Source organism: Modestobacter sp. SYSU DS0875, assembly GCF_054050915.1.
On sequence record NZ_JBJHAH010000001.1, the window covers coordinates 218,014 to 243,011 of the forward strand.

A 24,998-nucleotide genomic window follows, 5' to 3' on the forward strand; every position below is an offset into this window, starting at 1 on the left:
CGCAGCAACACGGCTGCACCGGAGTCAGGAGAAGCGGGATGCGCGGGATCGTCGTCATCGACCAGCCGGTCGAGGACCGGGTGGTCGGCTGGCACGTCAACGTCGGCGAGGGACTCGAGTCGACGATGGCGGGCGCCTGGGTGCTGCCCTCCGACGACGACCGGATCGCCCGGCTGCTCGTCGGCCGGATCCTGGTGCCCACCGAGAAGGCCTCGCTGCGGTTCGGCCCCGGTGCCGACGCCGCCGCCCTGGCCGTCGCGATCGTCGCCGAGACCAGCGCGCTCGACGCCGCCTTCGCCGCGCACGTCGCGTCGCTGCCGTCGTCCAAGCGGAGCCTGGTCACCCCGCGCTGGCCGCGCATCCCGACCCGGCCGCGGCCGGAGACCGCCGGCGACCCGCTGGCCAGCGAAGCGCTCACCCTGGCCCGCTGGGTGGCCGAGCTGCTGACCGCCTGGGACCGGATCGAGAAGGAGCGGCTCACCCGCCCCTTCCTCGCCCCTCGCGGCGGCGAGGCCACCCGGGCGCTGCCGCCCGGCTGGCCGACCGTCGGCCGCCTGGCGCAGGCAGCCTGAACGCCGCTGGCCCGAATCCCGCACCATCGAGGTTTGGGTCACACGCAAGAGGCGGGTAGGCCCCAGGGTGGACGAAGCAGTCGACGCGAGGGGATCTCGCCATGAGTCAGACAGTCGCCGACGTCCTGTTGAACCGCCTCTCCGAATGGGAGGTGGACAAGGTCTTCGCCTACCCCGGCGACGGGATCAACGGGATCCTCGCGTCGTTCGGCGAGCAGGACGACCTCCAGTTCATCCAGTCCCGCCACGAGGAGATGTCCGCCTTCGAGGCGGTCGGGTACGCCAAGTTCACCGGCCGCGTCGGGGTCTGCATGGCCACCTCCGGTCCTGGTGCCATCCACCTGCTGAACGGCCTGTACGACGCCAAGCTCGACCACGTCCCGGTCGTCGCGATCGTCGGGCAGACCGACCGCAGCGCCATGGGTGGCTCGTACCAGCAGGAGGTCGACCTCCTGTCGCTGTTCAAGGACGTCGCGCACCACTACGTGCACGAGGTGAACGTCCCGGAGCAGCTGCCCAACGTCATCGACCGGGCGATCCGCACCGCGCTGGCGGAGCACGCCCCCACCGCGGTGATCATCCCGGCCGACGTGCAGGAGCTGGAGTACAGCCCGCCGACGCACGAGCACAAGATGGTGCCCTCCAGCCTCGGGCGCACCTCGTCCCCGACGGTGGTGCCGGACGACGCCTCGCTGCGGGCGGCGGCCGACCTGCTGAACTCCGGCAGCAAGGTCGCCGTGCTCGTCGGTCAGGGTGCCCGTGGCGCCAGGGCCGAGGTCGTCGAGGTCGCCGACCTGCTCGGCGCCGGCGTCGCCAAGGCGCTGCTGGGCAAGGACGTGCTCCCCGACGACCTGTCCTTCGTCACCGGCTCCATCGGGCTGCTGGGCACCCGCCCGACCTGGGAGATGATGAAGGACTGCGACACGCTGCTGACGGTGGGCTCGAACCTGCCCTACAGCGAGTTCTTCCCGGAGTACGGCCAGGCCCGCGGCGTGCAGATCGACCACGACGCCAAGTTCATCGGGATGCGGTATCCGTACGAGCTCAACCTCGTCGGCGATGCGGCCACCACGCTGCGCGCGCTCATCCCACTGCTGGAGCGCAAGCAGGACCGGTCCTGGCGCGAGGGCATCGAGGACGGCATCCGCCGCTGGTGGGGGATCATGGAGAAGCGGGCGAACACCGACGCCGATCCGGTCAACCCGATGCGGTTGTTCTCCGAGCTGAACGGCCGGCTGCCCGGCAACGCCATCGTCACCGCCGACTCCGGCTCCGCCGCCAACTGGTACGCCCGGCACCTGCGCTTCGGGCCGGACAACCGCGGCTCCCTGTCGGGCACCCTGGCCACCATGGGCCCGGGCGTGCCCTACGGGATCGGCGCCAAGTTCGGCCACCCCGACCGACCGGTCATCGCCTTCGCCGGTGACGGCGCCATGCAGATGAACGGCCTGGCCGAGCTGCTCACGATCGCCCGCTATTGGCGGGAGTGGCGCGACCCGCGCCTGGTGGTCGCGGTGCTGCACAACAACGACCTCAACCAGGTCACCTGGGAGATGCGGGCGATGGGCGGGGCGCCGAAGTTCGCCGACTCGCAGACGCTGCCCGACGTCTCCTACGCCGACTTCGCCGCCGGGCTGGGCTTCGAGGCGATCACGGTCGACGACCCCGAGCAGATCGGCCCGGCCTGGGACCGCGCGCTGGCTGCCGGCCGGCCGGCGCTGCTCGACGTGCACGTCGACGCCGACGTCCCGCCGATCCCGCCGCACGCGACGCTCGAGCAGATGACCGACACCGCGAAGTCGCTGCTCAAGGGCGACGAGGACGCCTGGGGCGTGGTCAAGCAGGGCACCAGGACCAAGATGCAGGAGTTCCTGCCCAACCGGAGCTGACCATGTCGACCGCACACCTCCCATCGCCGACCGTCCGGCCGTGGGACGGGGCGGGCGACTCCCGGGTGGACGTGTCGGCGCTCGCCGCTGACCTGCGCCGGCGCGTCGACGGCGAGGTCCGGTTCGACGCCGGCACCCGCGCCGCCTACTCGACCGACGCGTCCAACTACCGGATCCCGCCGCTGGGCGTGGTCGAACCGCGCACGGTCGACGCCGCCGTCGAGGCCGTGGCGGTCTGCCGGGAACACGGCGTCCCGTTGCTGTCCCGGGGCGGCGGCACCAGCCTGTCCGGGCAGACGACGAACGCCGCCGTCGTCCTGGACTGGAGCCGGTACTGCAACCGGCTGGAGTCCCTCGACGTCGACGGACGCCGGTGCGTGGTGGAGCCCGGCATGGTGCTGGACCACCTCGACGACCGGCTGGCCGAGCACGGTCTGACCTGGGGGCCGCAGCCGGCCACCCACTGGACCTGCACGGTCGGCGGGATGCTCGGGAACAACGCCTGCGGCGCCTCGGCGCAGACCTACGGCAAGGCCGTGGACAAGGTGGCCCGGCTGGAGGTGCTGCTCGCCGACGGCACCCGGATGTGGGTGGGCCCGACCTCGGACGAGGAGCACGCCGAGATCGTGGCCGCCGGCGGCCGGCGGGCCGAGGTCTACGTCGGGCTGCGCCGGCTGCGCGACGAGCACCTGGCGCAGATCCGCACCGGGTACCCGCAGATCCCGCGGCGGGTGTCGGGCTACAACCTGGACGCGCTGCTGCCGGAGCACGGCTTCGACGTGGCCCGGGCGCTGGTCGGCAGCGAGGGCACGCTGGTCACCGTCCTGCGTGCCGAGCTGCTGCTCTCCGAGCTGCCGGGGCACCGGCGGTTGGCCGTGCTCGGCTACCCGGACGTGGTGACCGCCGGCGAGGAGGTCACCCGGGTGCTGCCCTGGCGGCCGCACCGGCTGGAGGGCGTCGACGACGTGCTGCGCCGGAACCAGGCAGAGGAGGGGATGAACCCGCGGGCGCTGGAGAAGCTGCCCGAGGGCGACGGCTGGCTGCTCGTCGAGCTGGCCGACGACGACCCCGACGAGCTCGGCCGGCGGATGGACGGGCTGGTGGCCGACGTCTGCGCGGCGCCGGAGCCGCCGTCGGTCCTGGTGCTGGACGACCCCGCGGAGCAGGCCGACCTCTGGGCCTTCCGGGAGGCCGGGCTCGGCGCGACGGCGCACCCGCCGACCGGGCGCGACACCTGGCCCGGCTGGGAGGACTCCGCGGTGGCGCCGGAGGACCTGGGGCCCTACCTCGCCGAGCTGCGCGAGCTGCTGGACCGGCACGGGCTGACCCCGGCGTCCACGTACGGGCACTTCGGGCACGGCTGCGTGCACCTGCGGATCCCCTTCGGGTTCGGTTCCCCCGGCGGTGCCGCGGCCTACCGGGCGTTCCTGGAGGAGGCCGCGGACCTGGTCACCCGGTACGGCGGCTCGCTGTCCGGTGAGCACGGTGACGGCCAGGTGCGGGGCGAGCTGCTCAGCCGAATGTTCCCTCCGGAGCTGATCGGCGCCTTCGAGCGGATGAAGGCGCTGCTGGACCCGGAGAACCGGATGAACCCGGGCAAGGTGGTGGCGCCGCGGCCGCTGGACGCCGACCTGCGGCTCCCCGACGACCACCCGGCGCGGGAGCCGGAGGTGACCTTCGGCTACCCCGAGGACGGCGGCTCGTTCGCGCAGGCCGCCGCCCGGTGCGTCGGCGTCGGCAAGTGCCGGGCCACGCTGGGCGAGGGCGCCGAGGGCGCGGTGATGTGCCCGAGCTACCAGGTGACCGGCGACGAGAAGCACTCCACCCGGGGCCGGGCGCGGCTGCTGTTCGAGATGCTCCGCGGCGACGTCATCCGCGACCGCTGGCGGTCGACCGCCGTCCGGGACGCCCTCGACCTCTGCCTGGCCTGCAAGGGCTGCAAGAGCGACTGCCCGGTCGACGTCGACATGGCCACCTACAAGGCGGAGTTCCTCTCCCACCACTACGCCGGCCGGCTCCGTCCGCGCACCCACTACTCGCTGGGCTGGCTGCCCCTGGTGGCCCGCGTCGCGGCAGCGGCCCCCGGCCTGGTCAACGCCGCCACCCAGACCCCGGGGCTCCGCCGGCTCGTGCAGGCCGCCGGCGGGATCACCCCCGAGCGGGAGCTGCCGTTGTTCGCCTCCGAGCGGTTCACCCACTGGTACCGGGCGCGGGGCCCGCGCGGCGACGGCCGGCGCGGTGAGGTGCTGCTGTGGCCGGACACCTTCACCGAGTTCTTCCACCCGGCCATCGGCCGGGCCGCGGTGACGGTGCTGGAGGACGCCGGCTTCCGGGTGCGGCTGCCGGAGCAGGAGCTCTGCTGCGGGCTCACCTGGATCTCCACCGGGCAGCTCGACGTCGCCTCCCAGGTGCTGCGGCGCACGGCGCAGGCGCTCGGCCCCGCGGTGCGGAACGGGGTCCCGGTCCTCGGGTTGGAGCCCAGCTGCATCGCGGTGTTCCGGGCCGACGCGCCCGAGCTGCTCCCCGGGGACGACGACGTGCGCCGGCTCGCCGAGAGCACCCGGACTCTCGCCGAGCTGCTCGCCGAGCGGGCGCCGGACTGGTCACCACCACCGGCCGAGCGGGCGGCGATGGTGCAGACCCACTGCCACCAGCACTCGATCATGGGGTTCGACGCCGACCGCGAGCTGCTGGACAAGGCCGGGTTCGACGCCGACGTGCTGAACTCCGGGTGCTGCGGGCTCGCCGGGAACTTCGGGTTCGAGCGCGGCCACCACGAGGTCTCCATGGCCTGCGGTGAGCAGGTGCTGCTGCCGGCCGTGCGCGACGGCGACCGCCGGTCGGTGGTGCTGGCGGACGGCTTCAGCTGCCGCACCCAGATCGAGCAGGGCGACACCGGGCGGCGGGCGGTGCACCTGGCCGAGGCGCTCGCCGGCCTGGTCGAGGGGGCACGGATGACCGAGCACCCCGAGCAGGTGCTGGCCGGCCGCCCGCGCCCCCCGGGCCGGGTCGCGCAGGGATCCGCGCTCCTCGGCGCCGCCGCGGCCGCCGGTGCGGTGGCGGCCGGCACCGTGGCGACCACCCGCCGCCTGCTCTCGTCCTGACGACCACCGAGAGAGAGGAGTGCTCTCGTGCTCTGGCTCTGGCTCTGGTTCCTGTTCGTGGTCCTGCTGTTCCTGGTCCCGCTCGCCTACGGCTGGGGCTACCGGGGGTGGGGGGCGCCCTACCCCTCCTACTACCGGGGCCGCCCGTCCGGCGCCACGAGCGCGGACCCGGCGGTCGACCCGGCGGAGGACCCCACGCTGGTGGAGGAACGCAGCTGGGGGCTGCTCGCCGACGTCCTCTGGGTCGTGCTGGTGGTCGCGATCGTCTGGCTGGTCGTCGGGCTGGTGCCGTGGTGATCGGGCTCGAGGCGCGGGTGGAGGCGCTCGACGTCGCCGCCTACCGGCTGCCAACCGACCATCCCGAGGCGGACGGCACGCTGAGCTGGGACGCCACCACCGCCGTCGTCGTCCAGGCGCACGGCGCCGGGCGCACCGGGGTGGGGTGGACGTACGCCGACGCCACCGTGGCCCAGGTCGTCCGCGGCCTGCTGGCGGAGGTCGCGGTCGGCCACCGCGCGCTCGACCCACCGGCGGCGACGCACGCCATGGCGCGGGCGGCGCGCAACGCCGGGGTGCCCGGCCTGGTCGCGATGGGCATCTCGGCGGTCGACACCGCGCTGTGGGACCTGAAGGCCCGGGTGCTGGACGTCCCCCTCACCGGCCTGCTCGGGGCGGTGCGCGAGGACGCCGCGGTGTACGCCAGCGGCGGGTTCACCAGCTACGACGACGGGGTCACCCGGGACCAGTTGGACGGGTGGCTGGCGCAGGGGCACGACCAGGTGAAGATCAAGATCGGGGAGTCGTGGGGCACCGCGGTCGACCGGGACCTGCACCGCACCCGGCTGACCCGCGAGGTCGTGGGGGACGACGTCGCCCTGCTCGTCGACGCGAACGGTGGTTACACCGCCAAGCAGGCGGTCCGGGTCGGCCGGGAGCTCGACGACCTCGGGGTGGTCTGGTTCGAGGAACCGGTGTCCTCCGACGACCTCGCCGGTCTCCGGCTGGTCCGGGAGGACCTGGACTGCGACGTCGCGGCCGGCGAGTACGGCGCCCGCCTGGCCGACTTCGCCGGGCTGTGCGGCGCCGGGGCCGTCGACTGCCTGCAGGTCGACGCCAGCCGCTGCGGCGGGGTCACCGAGTGGCTCCGGGCCAGCGCGCTGGCCGCCGGGCACTCGCTGGAGGTGTCCGCGCACTGCGTGCCCACCCTGCACGCCCACCTCGCCCTGGCCACACCCAACCTCCGCCACCTGGAGTGGTTCCACGACCACGCCCGGTTCGAGCACCGGCTGTTCGACGGGGTGCCCGACCCGATGGCGGGCCGGGTCCGCCCGGCCGCGGACGCACCCGGCCTGGGGCTGACCCTGCGCGCCGGTGAGCTCGACGACCTCCGGGTCGGCTGACCGCCGGACCCGACACCGGACGCACGACGAGCGCGCTCCGGACCAGCAGGAACGACAGACGGGAGGACGAGATGAAGACGCACGAGTTCGTGTCCGCGGTGCAGCAGTCGGCTCGGATCCCCGATCACGAGCACGCCGAGCAGGCCGTCCGGGCCACCCTGACCGTGCTCGGGCAGCGGTTGTCGACCGAGGCGAAGGACCTGGCCGCCCAGCTGCCGCCCGAGCTCGCCTCGGCGATGCCCACCGACGGGTCGGTCGAGCGCTTCGGCCTGACCGAGTTCTACGGCCGCGTCGCCGAACTCGAGGGGCAGGGCTGCACCCCGGAGCAGGCGCGGCAGCACGCGCGTGCGGTCACCGCCGGGCTCCGCGAAGCGGTGGGCTCCGAGTACCTGCACGTGCTCGACCAGCTCCCCGACGACTACGGCGACCTCACGCACACCGAGAACGCGCACCACTGACGACCGGCTGCCCCTCCGGGTCGCCGGAGCGACGCCGGCGACCCGGAGGGGAGGAACTCAGACCAGCCGACGCGCGGTGTTGTAGCCCCACATGTCGATGCTGGCGACGCGGACGACGTCACCGCTGGTCGGCGCGTGCACCATCAGCCCGTCGCCCAGGTAGATGCCCACGTGCCCGACGGGGGAGTAGTAGAAGACCAGGTCACCGGGCTGCAGGTGCGCCCGGTCGACGTGCACGCCCATGGTGGACTGCATCCGCGACGAGTGCGGCAGGTCGACGCCGGCCGCCCGGAAGGCGAACTGGGTGAGGCCCGAGCAGTCGTAGACGTTCGGACCGGCCCCGGCCCACACGTAGGGCTTGCCGAGCTGGGCCATCGCGGTGTCGATGACCACCTGGGCGGCGGAGGTCGGTGCGGCCGTCGCCGCGACCGGCGCGGCGATCGGAGCCGTGGCCGGCGGGGCGGCGCCCCCGGCGTTGGCCTGGGCGGCGAGCGGGGTGAGCACCACGCCGGCGCCGGTGAGCAACGCGATCAGCGCGCCCTTGGCCGAGCGGGTGGAACGACGAGCAGAGGTGGTGCGCAGGGTCGTCATGGAACGACGAGTTCTCCTTGTTCTCCTCAACCGCCTACCGAGTTAGCTGACGGGTTCGGGCGGGGAACTCGCCCGGCGCGGCCACACGTGCGTGCGGCCGCGCTTCACCCCGGAACTGCGGTGGGTCCCCGGTCCAGGCGGCGGCTGCAGCGTGCGCAGCCGACGTCCGGTTCGGCGGTGCCGTCCGGGTGTCACCAGGTGCGGTGACGGTCGGACCCGGTCGGCCGCGACGACGCTAGGTGGCGATCTGGTGGTCCGCAGCCGCCGTCGTCGGCCGGATCCGGACGGTCTCGGACTGCGACTCGCCGTCGTGACCGTGGCAAACGTGAGGCCGGCCCCGGCGTTTCTCGGGAAGTTGCGAACTGATGAAGGGGCGGCGCGTGACAACGCGTCGTGTTCAGAACCTAACCAGCTGACGAACGGCCCGACCCTCGGGAGATGGCTCGGTCGTGAGCGGTCGGGCCGCTACCGTCAAGGGGGGTTGTCTGACCTGTGGACAGGCGTCTGACCTGCGGGTTCGGGTGGAGATGAGGCGCTGACTGCGCTAGTGTTCGAACATAGATTCGAATGGCGAAGGGGGTGTCGTGAGCGACGTACTGACGCTGGACGCCCCTGCGCCGAACGTGGTCGCGGAGTTGCCCGCCGATGATTTGGAGGGGTTGTTCGGGTCGCCGTTGTCGGCCGCGCTGGACGCATTAGCGGCCGAGGACCTGCACGCGTTCGGCGATGGTGAGCTGCTGGACCGGGTGGGCGAGCTGGTGCAGCTGCAGAACCGGGCGGCGGCGGAGCTGGCCCGCACGGTGCGCGCCTGTGAGCTCGCGCAGGCGGCCGAGCGGGACGGGTTGGCGTCGATGCGGTCGTGGCTGATCGGGCACGCGCGGTTGTCGGCGGCGGAGGCGTCACGGGTGGTGCGGGCCGGGCGGGCGCTGGAGCACTACCCCGCGATGGCCGGAGGGTTCGCGGACGGGGCGATCACCGCCGCCCAGGTCGACGTCGTGGCGTCTGCGGTGGGGGAGCGGGAGCGGGAGCAGGCCGCGGAGCAGGGGATCGACCTGGGTGCGTTCGATCAGGCGTGGGCGGATGTGGCGCGGGAGGCGCCGCACGCCTCGCTCGGTGCGGCGGTGCGGGCCTTCGAAGAAGCGCTCGACCCGGACGGGCCGGAGCCGGACCCGACCGAAGGGCGGCGGCTGTCGATCGCCAAGCACGCTGACGGCAGCGTCACCGGTCGGTTCGACCTGGATGCGGTGGGTGGGGAGAAGGTGCAAGCCGCGATCGAGTCGATCGTGCAGGCCAACCGCCCCAAGGGTGACGAGCGGACCCGCGCCCAGCAGAACGCCGACGCACTCGTGCAGCTCTGCGACAACCAACTCGCCTCGGGGAACCTGCCGACGTTGCGGACGGTGAAGCCGCACGTGGTGGTCGGAATCGACCTGGACGACCTCGTCGAGGACGCGACCGGCCCGGGGGCTACGCAGACGGGGTTCGGGGCGACGATCTCCGCCGCCCGCGCCCGCTACCTGGCCTGCGACGGGAGCATCTCCCGGATTGTGATGGGCCCCGACGGAACCCCGTTGGACCTGGGTCGGGACCACCGGGTGGTCACCCCCGGACTACGGCGGGCCGTCGAACGGCGGGACAAGGGCTGCGTGTTCACCGGCTGCGGCGCCCCGACCTGGTGGTGCGACGTCCACCACCTGATCCACTGGCTGCACGGTGGTGAGACGTCGTTGAGCAACTCCGCACTGCTGTGCGAACGGCACCACACCAAGGTCCACCACGGCTTCCGGGTGGAGCGACAACCCAACGGCCGATGGCGTACCTGGCGACCCGACGGCAGCGAAATCCTCATCGGACCGCTGCTCACCTGATTGCCTTTTCGGGGCACCCTTACTTCCGCCCTCCCGCGTGTCTGGAGATCCGTCGGCATGACCTGCCGCGACGATTGGTGAGCGGCCTGTCGGGGTGCTCCGAGATCGCTGCCGGCGGCTGGTTGGGGATGGCGTGACACGCGAGGCGCAAGAAGCGTCGATGAGCGGGATCTGCCAGCTTCCAGGGTGTCTTTGGTGGAGTTCGCCTGCCTGAAAGCGCTCCCTCTGGACCTAGTTTCGGAACAGAACGTCCACAGACAACGGGGAGCACGACATGACCGACGCACCCGCGCCGGAGCAGGCCCAGGCCACGGGCAAGAAGCCGCTGTACAAGCGCGCCTGGTTCATCGTCCTTGCGGTGATCGCGGTCCTTGTGATTGGCGCCAACCTCGGCGGCACCGACACCGAGGACGCCACCGCCTCGGCCAGCAGTGACAGCACGTCCGATGGGGCTGCTCCGGCCGAGGACGCCGCAGCTCCCACCGCTGAGGAGATCGCCGTCGAAGAGGAGCCGGGCAACCCCGGCATCGGCGAGCCGGCTGCCGACGGCAAGTTCAACTTCGTGGTGAACGGCGTCGACTGCAGCACGACCGAGATCGGCAACGAGTACCTGAACACCACGGCGCAGGGCCAGTTCTGCATCGTCGACGTCGCCATCACCAACATCGGCGACAAGGCACAGAGCTTCTTCGGCGACAACGCCAAGCTCTTCAACGCCCAGGGGCAGGAGTTCTCCGCCGACAGTGAGGCTGCCATCTACCTGGATGACTCCTCGTCGCTGTACGAGGAGATCAACCCGGGCAACAGCCTGACGAGCAAGGTCGTGTTCGATGTCCCGGCCGGCACGGTTCCGACCGCCATCGAGCTGCACGACTCCGCCTTCTCCGGCGGGGTGACCGTCGACCTGCAGTGACCTGATCGACGGAGCCACCGAGCTCCGACATGCGACAGCGCCGCCGAGGATCGCTCCTCGGCGGCGCTGTCGTCGTTCGGGTGCTGCGGGTCAGACGATCTGCTCGCCGATCCCGAACTGCAGCGAGCCGTCGGGGCCGGCGGCGGCGTCGAGCGTCTTGTCGTCGAGCAGCTCCGCGGCGCGGGGGTCCAGGAAGACCCGCGCACCGGACTCGTCGAGCACCGCGTCGTCCTCGGCGGGCACGGCGGCCAGGCTCAGCTCCAGGTTCGCGCCGGTCGGGTCGTTGGCGATCCGCAGCCCGCCGGAGTCGGGCACCTCGGACTGGCCGAGGATGCCCTTGATCGCTGTTGCGGCGCCGTTGGTGAGGGTCAGCATCGTGCGGGGTCCTCTCGGTTGCAGGGGGCCGAGCCCGCCGGACGTCGGTGGCCGGCGGACAAGGCGGTCGACCGGAGACGGTTCGCCTCGCACCCCCCAACCTCCCCGGCGCCCGGGGCGGGGTCAAGCCTCGTCACGCACCCGCAAAGAAGCCCGCGCCCACCGCGCCTGCTGCATCCACCGCGCCCGCTGCACCCACCGCGCTCGCTGCACCCACCGCGTCGGTCGCGGTGATCGGCTGGCCGCTGCCCGCGCGCGTCACCCGACCTGCCCGCACCGCGTGCGCCAGCCCTGCCTCCAGCGAGGGCATCAGCACCGGGTGCAGCCGCCGGTGCCCGAACACCGCCAGCGTCTGCGCCACCAGCTGTTCGTGCGTCAACCCGCCGCTCGACCGCAGCAGCGCCACCATCGCGTTCCCGATCTCCTCCGGCGGCACGTGCTCCAGCGGCCGGTCACCCGCCGAGCCCTGCCGGCGGAACCCTGCCCACGAGGCCGGGTCCAGCCCCTCCGGCCAGAGCCACTCCGCCGCCGGGTCGGGCAGCAGCGCCAGCAGCTCCGCCATCCGCGCATCGGTCAGCCGCGGCACCTCGAAGGCCCGCGCCGCCCGCCGGGCCAGCCGCTCCCGGTGCACCGGCCCCTCCGCGGCGACCCCGTCGACCAGCAGGTCCCGCACCAGCCGTGCGATCGCCGGGTCGTCCAGCCGGCGCAGGTCCCGCGGCTCGCCCGCCGGGCCCGGCGTCCACGGCACGAACGGCTCCTCACCGGGCAGCCGCACCGGCGGCACCAGCGGGCGCGCCGGCACCCGACGCGGCGCGTCGACAGGCCCTGATGCCGGGGCCGGGTCCGGCGCGTCACCTCCAGCACGCGCGGGCTGCAGCGGCGCCGGCAACGCCGCCGGCGGCTGCGCAGCCCGAACCGCGTCCGCCAGCCGGTCCAGCACGGCCTCCCGGTCGGCCAGCCACTCCGGCAGCCACACCCGCTCCACCGCCCAGCCGCGCGCGGTCAGCGCCCGCACCGGCAGCTCCAGGCGGTCGCCCAGCGTCGCCGCGTCGTCCGGCCCGTCGAGCAGCACCGCCACCCGCGGCCGCCCGGGCTCGCCGGCCGGGGCCAGCGCCACGTCGACGCGGAACCCGGACAGCCCGACGTCCGTCCGCACCGCCAGCCCGCGGTCCCGCAGCGCCGCCGCGACGTCGTCGCGGTGCGCGTCGGGCACCGGTGCCGGCGCACCGTCCCGGGGCGCCGCCGCGGCACCGTCGGTGACGACGTCCAGGAACGCGCGCAGTTCCCGCACACCGCGCTGCGCGGTGCTCGCCGGCACCAACGCCGCCGGCGGGAACGACGCGAACACCAGCAGCTGACGGCGGGCCCGGGTGACGGCGGCGCGCAGCCGCCGTTCCCCGCCGGTCCGGTTGAGCGGGCCGAGGTCCAGCGGCAGCTCCCCGCGCTCGTCCAGCGAGGCCCCGAGGGACAGCAGCACGAGGTCCGACTCGCCGCCGCGCACCGACCCGACCTCGCCCACCCGGAGGTGACCGGAGGAGAGCGCCGCGCCGAGCCGGGGATCGGGCGCAGCGCGCAGCAGCGCCTCGACCAGCCGGCGCTGCGCGGCGTGCAGGGTCAGGACGGCGACCGACGGCGCCGCCCCGGGGGAGTCGGCGAACCGCCGCGCCACCTCGGCCACCACCGCCGCCGCCTCCGCCTCGTTCGTGCCCGCGGAGGGCCCGGTCTGCGCCAAGCGGCCATCCACCGCCACCAGCGCGAGCGCCGGCCCCGGCACGGCCGAGGGGAAGGTGCCCACCCGGTGCGCCGCGTTCGGGACCGCGAACAGCAGCTCGCTCTCGCTGCGGTGGTGCCAGGACAGCTCGCGTCGAGGCACCCCGGCGCGCAGGCAGGCGGCCAGCAGGCCGTCGTCGTCCGCGGCCGGCTGACCGCCGACCACCACCGCAACGGTCGCCCGCCCCAGCGAACCCAGCGCGTCAGCCACCGGGAGCCGGCCGGCGTCGGCCAACACCACCAGGTCGAAGGAGCCCGGCTCGGGCGGCAGCAGCCGGGCCACCTCGTCGGGGGTGGCGAGCACGCAGCTGCCCGGGGTCGCGGTGGACAGCACCCGCCCGGCGGCGGTGGCCCGGGTCGCGGCGGACGCCGCGAGGAACCGGCGCACCGCCGTCTCCTGCGCGCGGGCATCGGCGGCCGTCAGCCCGGCGGCTGCGGCCCGCTCGGCGACCGATGCCTCGGCCAGCCCCCGGTCGAAGGCGTCGACCGCCTGGTCGGCCGGGACCGCCCCGGAGACCAGCGCGTCCCGCATCCCGGTCAGCCCGGCGGCGTCGAGCAGGTGCACCGCGCGCAGCAGGTCCAGCCAGTGCGCCAGCGACGGCAGGCCGAACTCCTCGATCGCCCGCCCGGCCCGGGTCTCCTCCCAGCGCGCAACCAGCCGGCGGTCACCGGCCCAGGCCAGCAGCCGCTCCGGGGTGGTCGCGCAGGCACCCGGCAGCTCGGCGAAGGCCCGCTGCAGCGCCCGGACGGCGGCCGCGCGGGCGGGGTCGGGGAGGGACGCCGTGTCGAGGAACCGGCGCAGCGCCGGGGTGTGCGCCGGGTTCGCCCGCAGCGCCGCGGCGAGCCCGCGGACCGCCTCGACCTGGGCGTCGAACCGGTCGACCTCGGTGAACGGGTTCCAGTTCCACGGCAGGTCCACCCCGGGCAGCTCCCGGGCCCGCGCGGCGAGCTCGCGGGCGGCGGCCTGCACGGCGAGGAGCTCGTCGGCCAGCACCGGCACCTCGGCGGGCGGCACCTGCGCGTCCGGCAGCAGGGCCGGCGCCAGCTCGGCGAGCACCGCGGCCAGCCGCTTGCCGCGGCCGATCCGGCCCGAGGCGGCCGCCTGCCGGGCGTTCTCGGCGATCGCGGCCAGCGGCAGGTCCAGCACCGCGGGATCGGCGACGTCCAGCCCCGGGTGCTCCTCGGCGCAGAACAGGGCGACGTCGGCGCGCAGCTCGGCGACCTCCTCCTCCCACTCCGCGGTGCCCGCGCGGTCCAGGTCGGCCAGCGGCACGGCCGGACCGTCGAGCAGGGTGGCGACGGCGGTCAGGTCGGCCGGGGTCGGGGCGGCCGCCACCACCCGGGCCACCGGGCCGGGGGGCACGGCGTCCAGCGCCCCGTCGACGGCGCGGACCGCGGCCTGCACGGCCACCGGGTCGACGTCGGCGGAGTCGAGGAACCCCCACGGGTGCCCCGGGCGGGGCCCGGTGCGGGCGGCCACCTCCGGGAGGTCGGCGAGGGCGGCCCGCACCGCCGCCGTCGTCCGGGCGGAGGCGTTGACCACGAACGCGGGTGGCACCGGCAGCGACGGGACCGCGGAACCGGCCGCCAGCAGCGCGGCGGAGGCGTCGTACAGCGACAGGCCCGCCGAGTTGGGCGCGTGCAGCCGCGCGGCGTACCCGGCCAGCTGCTCCCGCAGCGGGCGCAGGTCGGGGACGTCGGAGCGCAGCAGCTCGGGTGCCGGGTCGCCGGTGACCAGGGCGGAGAGGCCGGCGTCGGCCAGCCGCGCGGCCACGGCGTCCAGCGCGTCGCGGCGGGGCGCCACCACGAGCACCCGCCGGCCCGCCGCGGTCACCGCGGCGACGGTGCTCGCCACCGTCTGCACCTTCCCGGTGCCCGGCGCGCCGAGCAGCACGAAGGTGCGCCCGGCGAGCGCGTCGGCGACCGCCGCCAGCTGGCTCGCGTCGGCCGGCAGGGGGAGGGTCGGCGCCAACTCGTCGAGGTCGGCATCGGCCGGGTCCTGCGGCGAGAACGGCTGGCCGGGTCGCAGCAGCACCGGCACCAGCGGGTTGCGCAGCGCAGCGGCCCCGAGGTGCTCGGCGTCCTGCCGCACCCGGGAGGCCGCGGCCGGCAGCAGCGCGAGGTCCGCGGTCGGTTCGACCCGCGCCGACGCCCCGCTGCGGGCCAGCGCCTGGCGCACCGCGACCACCACCGCGGCCGGGTCCGGCTCGGCCGGCACCGTCAGCGCGACGCCGTGCCGACGGCGCAGCTCGGCGAACAGCTGGGCGTTCACGGTGGTGCCCCCGGTCGGGTCGGTGACCAGCCGGAACGATCCGTTGGCGCCGGCGGTGAGCACGACGGGCACCAGCACCAGCGGGGCGCGCACCGATCGGCCGTCGGGCTCCCAGGAGAGCGAGCCGAGCGCCAGGCACAGGTCGTTCGTGCCGGACTCCGCGACGACCGCCCGGGCCCGCTCGGCCAGCGCGCCGACCTGCTCGGCGTACCCGGCCGACGGCAGCTCGGTGTAGAGGCCGCCGTGCTCGGTCAGCAGCTCGGCCAGCTGGTGCGTCGGCAGGTCGCGGGCGGCGCGGATGCCCCGGCGGCGGGCGGCGGCGCCGAGCTGGTCGGCGGGCAGCAGGGTCAGCGGGGCGCCGTCGGCCAGCCGCTCGGCGAGCACCGGCAGCCGCCCGGCGGGCACGGTGAGGGGGAGGGCGGCGGTGAGGTCCAGCGGCTGCGGGGCGGGCAGGGTGGCCAGTGCCGTGGCCAGCGGCGTCGCCGCGCGCGGGCGCGGTCCCAGCGGCCGGACGCCGTCGGCCCGGGCCCGGTGCACGTCGGTGACCCCGAGCAGCTGGTGCCGGTCGCCGGTGAGCCAGGTGGCGGCCGCCGTCCGGTGCAGGTCGCCGAAGGTCGCGGGCGGGGCGCCGGCGTGCAGCAGCGCCGGCTCGACCAGCTGGATCGCGCCGTCGGCGACCAGCTCGGCCAGCCCGGCGACGTCGGTGGTCGCGGTGTGCGCGGCGCCCGGGCCGCCGCGCCACCAGCCGAGGAAGGCGTGCGCGGGGCCGGCGTCGTCGGCGGTGACCCACACCAGCGGCCGCAGCCCGGCGTGCTCGAACGCCGCGGCGAGCGTGAGCACCGTGTCCAGGCCGGTGCCGGCGCGCTCGTCGAGCACCTCGCTGGGGGTGCGGACCCGCTGCGGCACGTCGGCCCAGCAGGCGGCGGCCGGCAGCGGGCGGATCCCGCGGCGCCGCATCGCCTCGACGATCGCCGCCGCGGCCTGGTCCAGCTGCGCGGGGTCGACGTCGGCCAGCTCGGGGCGGCCGGTGCGCTGCCGCAGGTGGTCGGCGGCGGCGCCGACCAGCCCGGCCACCGCCGGGTCGTCGGGGCGGACGTGCGCGGCGAGCAGCTCCAGCGCCAGGGGAGCCGGCGCGGCCAGCCACTGCCCGGCACCGAGCACCCGCACCTGGGTGCTCGCCCGGGCCAGCAGCTCGTCGTCGTGCTCGACCCGCACCTCGACGCGGCCCCGTGCGGGGTCGTCGGCCGCGCCCATCGCCGCCGGGTCGAGCAGCAGCGGGACGTCGAGCAGCACGGTGGGCCGGCCGGGCAGCAGATCGGTGCGCAGTTCGACCGGCGCGGCGAGCGCCCGTCCGTTGCTGGTGACGGCGACGGTGACGCGGGCACCCAGCCGTTCCTGCGCCGCGGTGAGGACCAGCCGGGGAACCACCGGGACGGCGAGGGAGGCCAGCGCCTCGCCCAGCACGGGGACGCACTCGGCCTCGATCGTCACCGGCTGCTGCGGGCACGGGGAGTCGCCCATGGAGACTGTCTACCCCGGCGGGACCGGGGAGTCCGGTAGCCCGGCCGGGATGTGACGGATGAGGTCCCGAGCGCCTCAGGCCCAGCGGGTGAGCTTCTCCGGGTTCAGCACGATCCAGACGTCGGTGGCCCGGTCGCCGGTGACGCCGAGGACGAGCAGCCCGCGGACGGCGTCGCCGTCCCGCCAGAGCCAGCCGACGCCGTCCCCGGTCGTCATCTCCTCCAGGGTGACGTCGGGGTTCTTCGCCAGCAGCCCGAGCAGGAACCGCGCCACGTTCGCGGACCCCCGCACCGGGTTGCGGGCCGCGCTGACCAGCCCCCCGCCGTCCGAGCGCAGCGTGACCTGCGGGTCCAGCACCGCCACCAGCGCGGTGAGGTCGCCGTCGGCGCAGGCCGCGGCGAAGGCCCGCACCACCTCGTCGCGCCGCGCCCGCGGCGGGGTGCCGGACCGGGCGGCGTCGACCCGGCGGCGCGCGGACGTCGCCAGCTGCCGGCACGCCGCGGGGGAGCGCCCGACCGCCTCGGCGATCTCGCCGAACGGCACCGCGAACACCTCGTGCAGCACGAACACGACCCGCTCGGCCGGGGTCAGCGACTCCAGGACGACCAGCAGCGCCAGCCCCACCGAGTCGGTCAGCGCCGCCCGCTCGGCCGGGTCGTCGACCGCGTCGACCGGCACCGGCTCGGGCAGCCACTCACCGACGTAGCGCTCCCGCCGGACCCGCGCCGATCCGAGCGTGTCCAGGCACACCCGGCTCACCACCCGGGTCAGCCAGGCGGTCGGCTGTGCGATCGCCGCCCGCTCCTCGTCGGTCAGCCGGTACCAGCGGGCGAAGGTCTCCTGGACGGCGTCCTCGGCGTCGGCCACCGTGCCGAGCATCCGGTACGCCACGCCCATCAGGTGCCCGCGCTGTTCCTCCACCGTCACCCGAGCAGCCTCACACTCCGGGGGGCTGCGTCGTCAACAGGGCATGACAACACCGCAGCAGTTGAGGATCGCCGTCGCCGGGGCCACCGGGGTGGTCGGCACGCACGTCGTCACGCACGCCCGGGCGGCCGGGCACACCGTCGTCCCGCTCTCGCGCGGCACCGGGCAGGACGTCGTCACCGGGGTGGGGCTGGCCGAGGCGCTCGCCGGCGCCGACGTGGTCGTCGACGTCACCAGCGTCGTCACCACGAAGGCCCGGGTGTCGGTCGACTTCTTCACCCGCGCCACGGAGAACCTGCTGGCCGCCGAGGAGACCGCCGGCGTCGGGCACCACGTCGCGCTGTCGATCGTCGGCATCGACGGGGAGACCAGCGGCTACTACGCCGGCAAGGTCGCCCAGGAGCGGCTGGTCGCCGCCGGCCCGGTGCCGTGGACGCTGCTGCGGGCCACCCAGTTCCACGAGTTCGCCGCGCAGATGGTCGCGCGGACGTCGGTCGGGCCGTTCGTCGTCGTCCCGGCCCTGCGCGCGGCGACGGTCGCCGCGAGCGAGGTGGCCGGGGCGCTCGTGGCGCTCGCCGAGGGGGCGCCGCGCGGGCGGGTGACCGACCTCGGCGGTCCGGAGGAGGCCGAGCTCGCCGACCTGGTCCGCCAGTACCTCGCCGCGACCGGGCAGCGCCGCCGGGTGCTGCGGGTGCCGCTGCCCGGCGCCGCCGGCCGGCGCATGCGCGACGGCAGCCTCGTCCCCGCGCCGGGGGCCGACCGCGGCCGGATCACCTTCACCGAGTGGCTCGCCGGAGACGCCGCCCGGGTGCGCTGACCTGGCGATCCGTGGTTGCGACCGCGGTCCGCTGGGCACGCGGGCACCATGGCCGAACCCGACGACGCCCGTTCCCGTCCACCCGCCGGCCGGGGAGCAGTCCGATGAGGGTGCGCGGTCTGCTGGAGCGGGCCACCGGGGCGGTCGAGCGGTGGGACCAGCTCGACGGGCCGGGCTACGTGCTGGAGCACGGCGTCGCGCTGACCTTCCTGCTCACCGGCCGGTGGGCGCGGCCGCTGCAGGACCTGCTGCACGGCGTGTGGCTCGGTCACCCCCTGCACCCGGTGCTGGTGACGGTGCCGATCGGGGCGTGGAGCAGCGCGCTGGTGCTGGACGGTCTCGACGCCGCCGGTCGCGGTGGACCGGCGACCGGCCAGGCCGCCCGCACCGTGGTCGGGCTCGGGATCACCGGCGCCGTCGCCGCGGCCGCCACCGGGCTCACCGACTGGCAGCACGCCCACGACGGGGCCCGGCGGGTCGGCATGGTGCACGCGGCCGTCAACTCCGCCGCCCTGGGGCTCTACAGCTGGTCGTTCACCGACCGCGCCCGCGGGCGGGCAGTGCGGGCCCGGGTCACCGCCGCAGCCGGGTTCGTGCTCACCCTGGCCGGCGGCTTCCTCGGTGGGGGGCTGTCCTACCGGCACCGGCTGGGGGTCGACCACAGCGAGCGCAGCAGCGAGCCGCGCCGGTTCACCCCGGTCGCCGCGGCGGCCGACCTGCCCGAGGGCGAGCCGGTCGGCGTCGACGTCGACGGCGTCCCGGTCGTGCTGGTCGCCACCGACGGTGAGGTGCGCGCCGTCGGTGGCCGCTGCCCGCACCTGGGCGGACCGATGGGGGAGGGGTGGCTGCACCGCGGCGAGCTGGTCTGCCCCTGGCACGGCTCCCGGTTCTCGCTGACGGACGGCGAACCGGCACAGGGACCGTCGACGGCGCCGCTGCCCTGCTTCGACACCCGGGTCCGCGACGGGCAGGTCGAGATCCGCCGGCGGGCGCACTGGCGCAGCCCGACGGCGTCCACCACGGTCGAGGAGGCGTCCCGATGAAGGCCGACGAGGTGCTCACCGCCCACCACGACGTGCTGCGCGGCCTGCTCCGCGACCTCGCGGAGACCACCCGAGAGCAGGCCGACCGCCGCCGGCGGCTGCGCGACGAGCTGCTGCGGGAGCTGGAGGTGCACACCCAGATCGAGGACGAGCTGTTCTACCCGGCGGTCAGCGATGTCTCCCCGCTGCTGTCCCTCGCGCACGCCGAGCACCGCCAGATCGACGACCAGCTGGCCGTGGTGATGCGCCTGCCGCTGGACGACCCGGAGTTCACCACCGAGGTGCGGATGCTCGAGTCGACGCTGCGGCACCACACCTTCGAGGAGGAGGAGCGGATGTTCCCCCAGTCGCACGCCCTGGGGGAGGAGCGGCTGGAGCAGCTGGGCGCGCAGCTGCAGCAGCGGCAGCGCGAACTGGCCCGGTCCGGCGGGATGCGGCTCATCGTCCGGCTCAAGCGGTTCACCCTCCGCACCCGCCCCTGACGTTCGCCAAGATGGCCATCTTGGCGGCGACGGACGGGGTCAGGGGCGGCGCCAGACCGAGACGTGCGAGGTGCTCGCCGCGGTGAACGGCGACCGGTCCCAGTCGGCCCACCGGTGCTCGGGCTCCAGGCCGGCCAGCTGCGCCATCAGGTCCAGCTCGGCGGGCCACACGTAGCGGAACGGCACCCGGCGCACCCCCTCGCCGACCCGGTGGTGGTGCGACACCAGGCCCTGGGTGACGACGTCGTACTCGTCGAAGCCGAGGTGCTCGTCGGTGAGCGCGAACGCGCGCACCGTCTCCCCGGGTGGCAGCCGCTGCAGCGCCGGGACCATCACCTCCACCACGAACCGGCCGCCGGGGGCGAGGTGGGCGGCGGCGTTGCGGAAGGTGGCGACCTGCCCGGCCTGGGTGGTCACGTTCATGATCGTGTTGAACACCAGGAAGACCAGCGCGAAGGTGCCCGGCACCCGGGTGGTGATCATGTCTCCGACGACGGCGTCGATCGCTGCAGCGCCGGGCTTGGCGCGGAGCCGGGCCAGCATCGGTTCGGAGACGTCGATGCCGGTGACGGTGACGCCGCGCGCCGCCAGCGGCAGCGCCACCCGGCCGGTGCCGACGGCGAACTCCAGCGCCGGCCCGCCGTCCGCGAGCTCGGCCAGCAGGTCGACCGCCGGGCCCACCACCCCGGGCGCGGACGCGCCGTCGTCGTCGTAGGTGGCGGCGACCTGCTCGTCGAAGAACACGGTGCGCAGCCTGCCGAGCCGACTGCCCTCCCGCGACCGGTTTTCCACCGCGCCAGGGCCGCCCGCACCCCGGCGGCGTACAGCTCCGGCTGCTCCCACGCGGCGAAGTGCCCGCCGGCGGGCTCCTCGCGCGGACCCGACCGCCCTGCCCGCCGTCGTCCGCGACTGCCTCGCGGCGCTCACCGCCAAGGACGCCGACGCCGCGATCCTGACGTTCACCGCGGACGCCGTCGTCACCGACGAGGGGCGCACCCACCGCGGAGCCACCGAGGTCTCCGCCTGGCTGCGCGGCTCCGCGGCGCAGTGGTCCCACCGCGCCGAGCTGACCGGTGCGCAGCGCGGGGCCGGCGAGCAGTGGGTGGCCGTGCAGCACCTGACCGGGGACTTCCCCGGCGGGGTGGCCGACCTGACCTACCGGTTCACCCTGCGCGGGGACCGGATCGCCGAGCTCGCCATCACCGGCTGACGGCACCGGCCGGGCCGGGTGCCGGGCGTCCGCCCGGCGCGCCGCCGGGGCACAGGAAGGTGTGGCATCGTCTCGTCCGTCAGCTGGTGGGCTGAGCGTCGGCCGGATCGTGCGGCCGGGGTGCCGGCCCCCGCGTCACCCGCCCGGCGCAGCGCCGGTGCGGCGCGCCGGGCGAGGGAGCTCCGTCCCCGTGCGGCGCGAACCCGAGACCCGACAGGACGAGGCACTCCACCATGAGCACCGACGGCACGAGCACGCCCGAGACCACCCCCGGCCAGCCGGGGGCGACCGCCGCCGGCACCGCGACGGCCCCCGCGGCCGGGCAGCCCACCGACCCCGACACCACGGGTGCCGCGGACCCGGCGACCGGTGAGGAGGGGGAGCCCGGCTGGGTCAGCCGGCACACCAGCACCCTGATCGCGCTGATGGTGGCGGTCATCGTCGTCGCCGTGGCGATCACCGGCCTCATCCTGTGGCGCGACCGGATGGCCGACCGCAACGCCGAGACCGAGGCGGCGTTCCGCCAGTCCGTGGCGTCGCAGGGCGCCCAGGTGACGACCGTGGAGTGCAACGGCGACATCTGCAGCGCGATCATCGGCGGCTCGGCGTACACCGTGCTCGTCCAGGAGGACGAGGAAGGCGTGAAGCAGTTCGGGGTCGCCGCCTTCAGCGGTCGCTGAGCCACGACCTGCTGCGCCCCGCCGCCCACCCGGGCGGCGGGGCGCTGTCGTCTGCCGGGCAGTCCGCCGGCCGCCGGCTGGGGCGGACCGGGCCGGTGGGTCGGGTGGGGCGCCGGCGCGTGCGGCCTGGCCGCCGGCGGACGCCCGGCGACCTAGCGTGGACGCCGATCCACAGCGCCGCCGACCGAGAGCAGGCTCCACCGTGCAGCACCCCGTCGCCCGGCGTCCCCGTCGAGTCCTCCGAGCCGCACTGCTGATCGGCGCGGTGCTCGCGGGCACCGTCGGCTGCGGTGGGGGCACCGAGCCGGTCGCCGAGCCGGCGCCCACGTCGTCCACCCCTCCGCCGCCGCCCCCGCCCCCGGTGCTGTGGCCGCTGACCGGGGTGGAGAGCGGTGAGGTGCCGCCCCGCCCGGCGCTCGCGGTGAAGATCGAGAACTCGGTCGCCGCGCGGCCGCAGACCGGGCTGAACGCCGCTGACATGGTCTGGGAGGAGGTCGTCGAGGGCGGCATCACCCGCTACGTCGCGGTCTACCACTCCACGCTGCCGCCGCAGATCGGGCCGGTGCGCTCGGTGCGGCCGATGGACGCGGCGATCGCCGGCCCGCTGCACGGCCTGTTCGCGTTCTCCGGCGGGCAGCGGCCGTTCATCGACGCCGCCGCCGACGCCGGACTGCAGATCATCAGCCAGGACGCCGGCGCACCCGGGTTCGCGCGGATCGACACCCGTTCGGCGCCGCACAACGTCTACGCGGACCCGGCGGCGCTGGTCGCCCAGGCCGATGCCGGGCACCTGGCCGCGCCGCCGCCCCAGTTCGAGATCGCCCCCGCCGACGGCCAGCCGACCGCCGTCGTCGGCGGCACACCGGCGACCACCCTGCAGCTGAAGCTGTCGGGGGTGAGCCGGCCGCAGTGGACCTGGAGCCCGCCGGACGGCCGGTGGGTTCGGGCCGAGGGCACCACACCCGCGGTCGAGGCCGACGGGACGCCGATGCGCGCGGTGAACGTCGTCGTGCTGCGGGTCGACGTGCAGAACACCGCGTTCACCGACCCGGCGGGCAACCCGGTGCCCGAGACGGTGCTGACCGGCACCGGCGCCGCGGTGGTCGCCACCGGTGGCCACACCGTGCAGGCGACCTGGACCAAGGCCGGCGTCGCCGACCGGTTCATCCTCAGCGGGCCCGACGGCATGCCGGTGCAGCTGGGCGCGGGCAACACCTGGGTCGAGCTGGTGCCCAACGGCACCGGGGACGTCGTCGTCGGCTGATCCGCGGACCGGCGGGGGCTGCTGTTCCTGCTGTGACGGGCGGGTCGTGGCGCGCATGTTGCTGACCGGAACGGCGGCCCCGGACTGGCAGCCTCCGGTGGGTGCGCTCCTCTCTCCCCGTGACCCGTCCCGACCTCGTCGGTGAGCGGGCCCCCGGCCGGCGTGACCGGAGCGTGCCATGAACCCGGACCAGCAGCGGCCGCTGCCGGCACGCCTGGACCCGCGGGTGGGCCGGCCTCCGGGCAGTCCGGCATGGGGCGGGGCGGGCCGGGGTTCGCGGCGGACCGCCGTCCTCGCGCGGTGCGTCGCCGCGGTGCTCAGCGCGGTGCTGCTGGCCGGGAGCGGCTGGGGCTGGAACCTGGCCCGGGTCGCCGAGGCCAGCGTCAGCCGCACCGACGCCATCCCCGACAGCGGGAACTCCGACGTCAACGGCGGGGCGCACGCCGGGTCGGAGATGAACCTGCTGCTGGTCGGGATGGACTCGCGCAAGGGGCTCACCCCCGAGCAGCAGCGGCTGTTCAGCACCGGTGAGGCCGACGGGGTGCTCAACACCGACTCGATGATGCTGGTGCACGTGCCGGCCGACGGGTCGGCCGCGTCGTTCGTCTCGCTGCCGCGGGACACCTACGTGTCGATCCCGGGGTACGGCAAGGGGCGGCTCAACTCCGCCTACGCCCGCGGCTACAACGCCGCGCCGGGCGGGGAGGTCGAGAAGGACGCCGCCGGGGCGCAGCTGCTGGTGCAGACGGTCAGCCAGTTCACCGGGCTGCGGATCGACCACTTCGCCGAGATCAACCTGCTGGGGTTCATCAACCTCAGCACCATCGTCGGTGGCGTGGAGGTCAACCTCTGCGAGGCCACCCGCGACGCCTACTCGGGGGCGGACTTCCCGGCCGGCGTGCAGACGATCACCGGTGCGGACGCGCTGAAGTTCGTCCGCCAGCGGCACGGACTGCGGTCCGACCTGGACCGGGTGGTGCGGCAGCAGGTCTACATCGCCGGGATGCTGCGCAACGTGCTCTCCTCGAACCTGCTGCTCGACCTGGGCAAGCAGCAGGCGATCGTCGAGCAGGTCGGCAGCAGCATCACCTTCGACCGGGGGCTGGACGTCTTCGACCTGGCCGCCCAGATGCAGAACGTGCAGCCGGGGAACCTCACCTTCCAGACCATCCCGGGCCTCACCGACGCCACGGTCGCCGGCTCCGACGTGCTCCAGCCGCCCAGCCAGGCGGTGGTCAACGACTTCTTCGCGTCGCTGACCGCCGACCCCGCGCCCGCCGCGCCGGCGGCCGCGCCGTCCAGCACGGCCCCGGCCCTGGCCCCCTCGGCGGTGACCGTGAGCGTGCTCAACGGCTCCGGGGTCTCCGGCGCCGCGGCCACCGCGGCCACCGCGCTGACGGCCGGCGGCTTCCAGGCCAGCAGCGGCGGCAACGCCGCCAGCACCGGGACGACGACGGTGCGGCACCGCACCGGGGACGAGGCCGCCGCCGCGCTGGTCGCCGCCCAGGTCCCCGGCGCGGCGGTGGCCGTGGACGACAGCCTGCCGGCGGGCGCCGTGCAGCTGGTCATCGGCGGTGACTACAACGGCGTCGGGCAGGCGGTCACCGTCACGGCGCCGGCGTCCAGCGGCCTGGAGACCAACGAGCGGACGGCGACCGACAGCAGCTGCATCAACTAGCGCGGGCGCCTTCCCTGTTACGCGCCCGCGCAGTGGCGCAGGGGTGGGGGGGGGGGCGGGGGGGGGGGGGGGGGGGGGGGGGGGGGGGGGGGGGGGGGGGGGGGGGGGGGGGGGGGGGGGGGGGGGGGGGGGGGGGGGGGGGGGGGGGGGGGGGGGGGGGGGGG

The 24,998-nt window shown here is 75.4% G+C and carries 20 protein-coding genes and 1 riboswitch; of the genes, 15 read left to right on the forward strand and 5 right to left on the reverse strand.

Annotated elements, in window-relative coordinates; translation table 11 throughout:
• The first annotated feature begins 38 nt into the window (after positions 1-38).
• The 6 genes from ACI79Y_RS00930 to ACI79Y_RS00955 all read left to right on the forward strand — a co-directional run bounded on the left by ACI79Y_RS00930 (position 39) and on the right by ACI79Y_RS00955 (position 7,423).
• The gene (locus tag ACI79Y_RS00930; RefSeq protein WP_457156690.1) at positions 39-572 is read left to right on the forward strand and encodes a hypothetical protein; all 534 of its coding nucleotides are present in this window, start codon (positions 39-41) and stop codon (positions 570-572) included.
• Between the two features lie 101 nt (positions 573-673).
• Positions 674-2,461: a thiamine pyrophosphate-requiring protein gene (locus ACI79Y_RS00935; protein ID WP_457156691.1), complete on the forward strand. Its 1,788-nt coding sequence runs from the start codon at positions 674-676 to the stop codon at positions 2,459-2,461.
• Between the two features lie 2 nt (positions 2,462-2,463).
• Entirely contained in the window at positions 2,464-5,565 is a 3,102-nt protein-coding gene (locus ACI79Y_RS00940) for an FAD-binding and (Fe-S)-binding domain-containing protein (RefSeq protein ID WP_457156692.1), read from the forward strand.
• A gap of 27 nt (positions 5,566-5,592) precedes the next feature.
• Positions 5,593-5,862, forward strand: a complete 270-nt coding sequence (locus ACI79Y_RS00945; protein WP_457156693.1) for a hypothetical protein — start codon at positions 5,593-5,595, stop codon at positions 5,860-5,862.
• The gene (locus ACI79Y_RS00950; RefSeq protein ID WP_457156694.1) at positions 5,859-6,965 is read left to right on the forward strand and encodes an enolase C-terminal domain-like protein; all 1,107 of its coding nucleotides are present in this window, start codon (positions 5,859-5,861) and stop codon (positions 6,963-6,965) included. Before ACI79Y_RS00945 ends, ACI79Y_RS00950 begins: the two co-directional genes overlap by 4 nt.
• A 71-nt stretch (positions 6,966-7,036) precedes the next feature.
• A complete protein-coding gene (locus ACI79Y_RS00955; protein WP_457156695.1) occupies positions 7,037-7,423 on the forward strand; it encodes a DUF2267 domain-containing protein in 387 nt (128 codons plus the stop codon).
• Between the two features lie 57 nt (positions 7,424-7,480).
• Here ACI79Y_RS00955 and ACI79Y_RS00960 read toward each other — a convergent pair whose 3' ends face one another.
• Positions 7,481-8,014 carry a C40 family peptidase gene (locus tag ACI79Y_RS00960; protein WP_457156696.1) on the reverse strand — a complete coding sequence of 178 codons (534 nt, stop codon included), beginning with the start codon at positions 8,012-8,014 and terminating at the stop codon, positions 7,481-7,483.
• Between the two features lie 17 nt (positions 8,015-8,031).
• Positions 8,032-8,167, reverse strand: a riboswitch (cyclic di-AMP (ydaO/yuaA leader).
• A gap of 521 nt (positions 8,168-8,688) precedes the next feature.
• On the opposite strand from ACI79Y_RS00960, the gene ACI79Y_RS00965 reads away from it, so the two are divergent.
• Together ACI79Y_RS00965 and ACI79Y_RS00970 are read left to right on the forward strand one after the other, a co-directional pair.
• A complete protein-coding gene (locus ACI79Y_RS00965; RefSeq protein ID WP_457156711.1) occupies positions 8,689-9,882 on the forward strand; it encodes a DUF222 domain-containing protein in 1,194 nt (397 codons plus the stop codon).
• A 274-nt stretch (positions 9,883-10,156) separates the two neighbouring features.
• On the forward strand, positions 10,157-10,795 hold the full coding sequence (locus ACI79Y_RS00970) for a DUF4352 domain-containing protein (RefSeq protein ID WP_457156697.1): 639 nt from the start codon (positions 10,157-10,159) through the stop codon (positions 10,793-10,795).
• 90 nt (positions 10,796-10,885) lie between these two features.
• Here the strand turns inward: ACI79Y_RS00970 and ACI79Y_RS00975 are convergent, their stop codons facing one another.
• The 3 genes from ACI79Y_RS00975 to sigJ form a co-directional block, all read right to left on the reverse strand.
• Complete coding sequence (locus ACI79Y_RS00975; protein ID WP_457156698.1) at positions 10,886-11,170, reverse strand: Fe-S cluster assembly protein HesB; 285 nt, start codon at positions 11,168-11,170, stop codon at positions 10,886-10,888.
• 133 nt (positions 11,171-11,303) lie between these two features.
• Positions 11,304-16,733, reverse strand: coding sequence for a DUF4011 domain-containing protein (locus ACI79Y_RS00980; protein ID WP_457156699.1), 5,430 nt, complete (start codon positions 16,731-16,733; stop codon positions 11,304-11,306).
• Positions 16,734-16,808: 75 nt separating this feature from the next.
• Positions 16,809-17,660, reverse strand: coding sequence for an RNA polymerase sigma factor SigJ (sigJ, locus tag ACI79Y_RS00985; protein ID WP_457156700.1), 852 nt, complete (start codon positions 17,658-17,660; stop codon positions 16,809-16,811).
• Positions 17,661-17,703: 43 nt separating this feature from the next.
• Between sigJ and ACI79Y_RS00990 the strand changes: the two genes are divergently transcribed.
• The 3 genes from ACI79Y_RS00990 to ACI79Y_RS01000 all read left to right on the forward strand — a co-directional run bounded on the left by ACI79Y_RS00990 (position 17,704) and on the right by ACI79Y_RS01000 (position 20,002).
• Positions 17,704-18,477 carry an SDR family oxidoreductase gene (locus ACI79Y_RS00990; protein ID WP_457156701.1) on the forward strand — a complete coding sequence of 258 codons (774 nt, stop codon included), beginning with the start codon at positions 17,704-17,706 and terminating at the stop codon, positions 18,475-18,477.
• Between the two features lie 104 nt (positions 18,478-18,581).
• Positions 18,582-19,520 (forward strand): Rieske 2Fe-2S domain-containing protein, encoded by a 939-nt coding sequence (locus tag ACI79Y_RS00995; RefSeq protein WP_457156702.1) that lies wholly within the window; start codon positions 18,582-18,584, stop codon positions 19,518-19,520.
• Complete coding sequence (locus ACI79Y_RS01000; protein WP_457156703.1) at positions 19,517-20,002, forward strand: hemerythrin domain-containing protein; 486 nt, start codon at positions 19,517-19,519, stop codon at positions 20,000-20,002. Before ACI79Y_RS00995 ends, ACI79Y_RS01000 begins: the two co-directional genes overlap by 4 nt.
• A gap of 39 nt (positions 20,003-20,041) precedes the next feature.
• Here the strand turns inward: ACI79Y_RS01000 and ACI79Y_RS01005 are convergent, their stop codons facing one another.
• On the reverse strand, positions 20,042-20,746 hold the full coding sequence (locus ACI79Y_RS01005) for a class I SAM-dependent DNA methyltransferase (protein WP_457156704.1): 705 nt from the start codon (positions 20,744-20,746) through the stop codon (positions 20,042-20,044).
• A 1-nt stretch (position 20,747) separates the two neighbouring features.
• Between ACI79Y_RS01005 and ACI79Y_RS01010 the strand changes: the two genes are divergently transcribed.
• From ACI79Y_RS01010 to ACI79Y_RS01025, 4 genes are all read left to right on the forward strand, one after another.
• Positions 20,748-21,212 carry a nuclear transport factor 2 family protein gene (locus ACI79Y_RS01010; protein ID WP_457156705.1) on the forward strand — a complete coding sequence of 155 codons (465 nt, stop codon included), beginning with the start codon at positions 20,748-20,750 and terminating at the stop codon, positions 21,210-21,212.
• Between the two features lie 233 nt (positions 21,213-21,445).
• Positions 21,446-21,892: a hypothetical protein gene (locus ACI79Y_RS01015; protein WP_457156706.1), complete on the forward strand. Its 447-nt coding sequence runs from the start codon at positions 21,446-21,448 to the stop codon at positions 21,890-21,892.
• A 202-nt stretch (positions 21,893-22,094) separates the two neighbouring features.
• Entirely contained in the window at positions 22,095-23,156 is a 1,062-nt protein-coding gene (locus ACI79Y_RS01020) for a DUF3048 domain-containing protein (RefSeq protein ID WP_457156707.1), read from the forward strand.
• Between the two features lie 178 nt (positions 23,157-23,334).
• The gene (locus tag ACI79Y_RS01025; RefSeq protein WP_457156708.1) at positions 23,335-24,834 is read left to right on the forward strand and encodes an LCP family protein; all 1,500 of its coding nucleotides are present in this window, start codon (positions 23,335-23,337) and stop codon (positions 24,832-24,834) included.
• Positions 24,835-24,998: the final 164 nt, after the last annotated feature.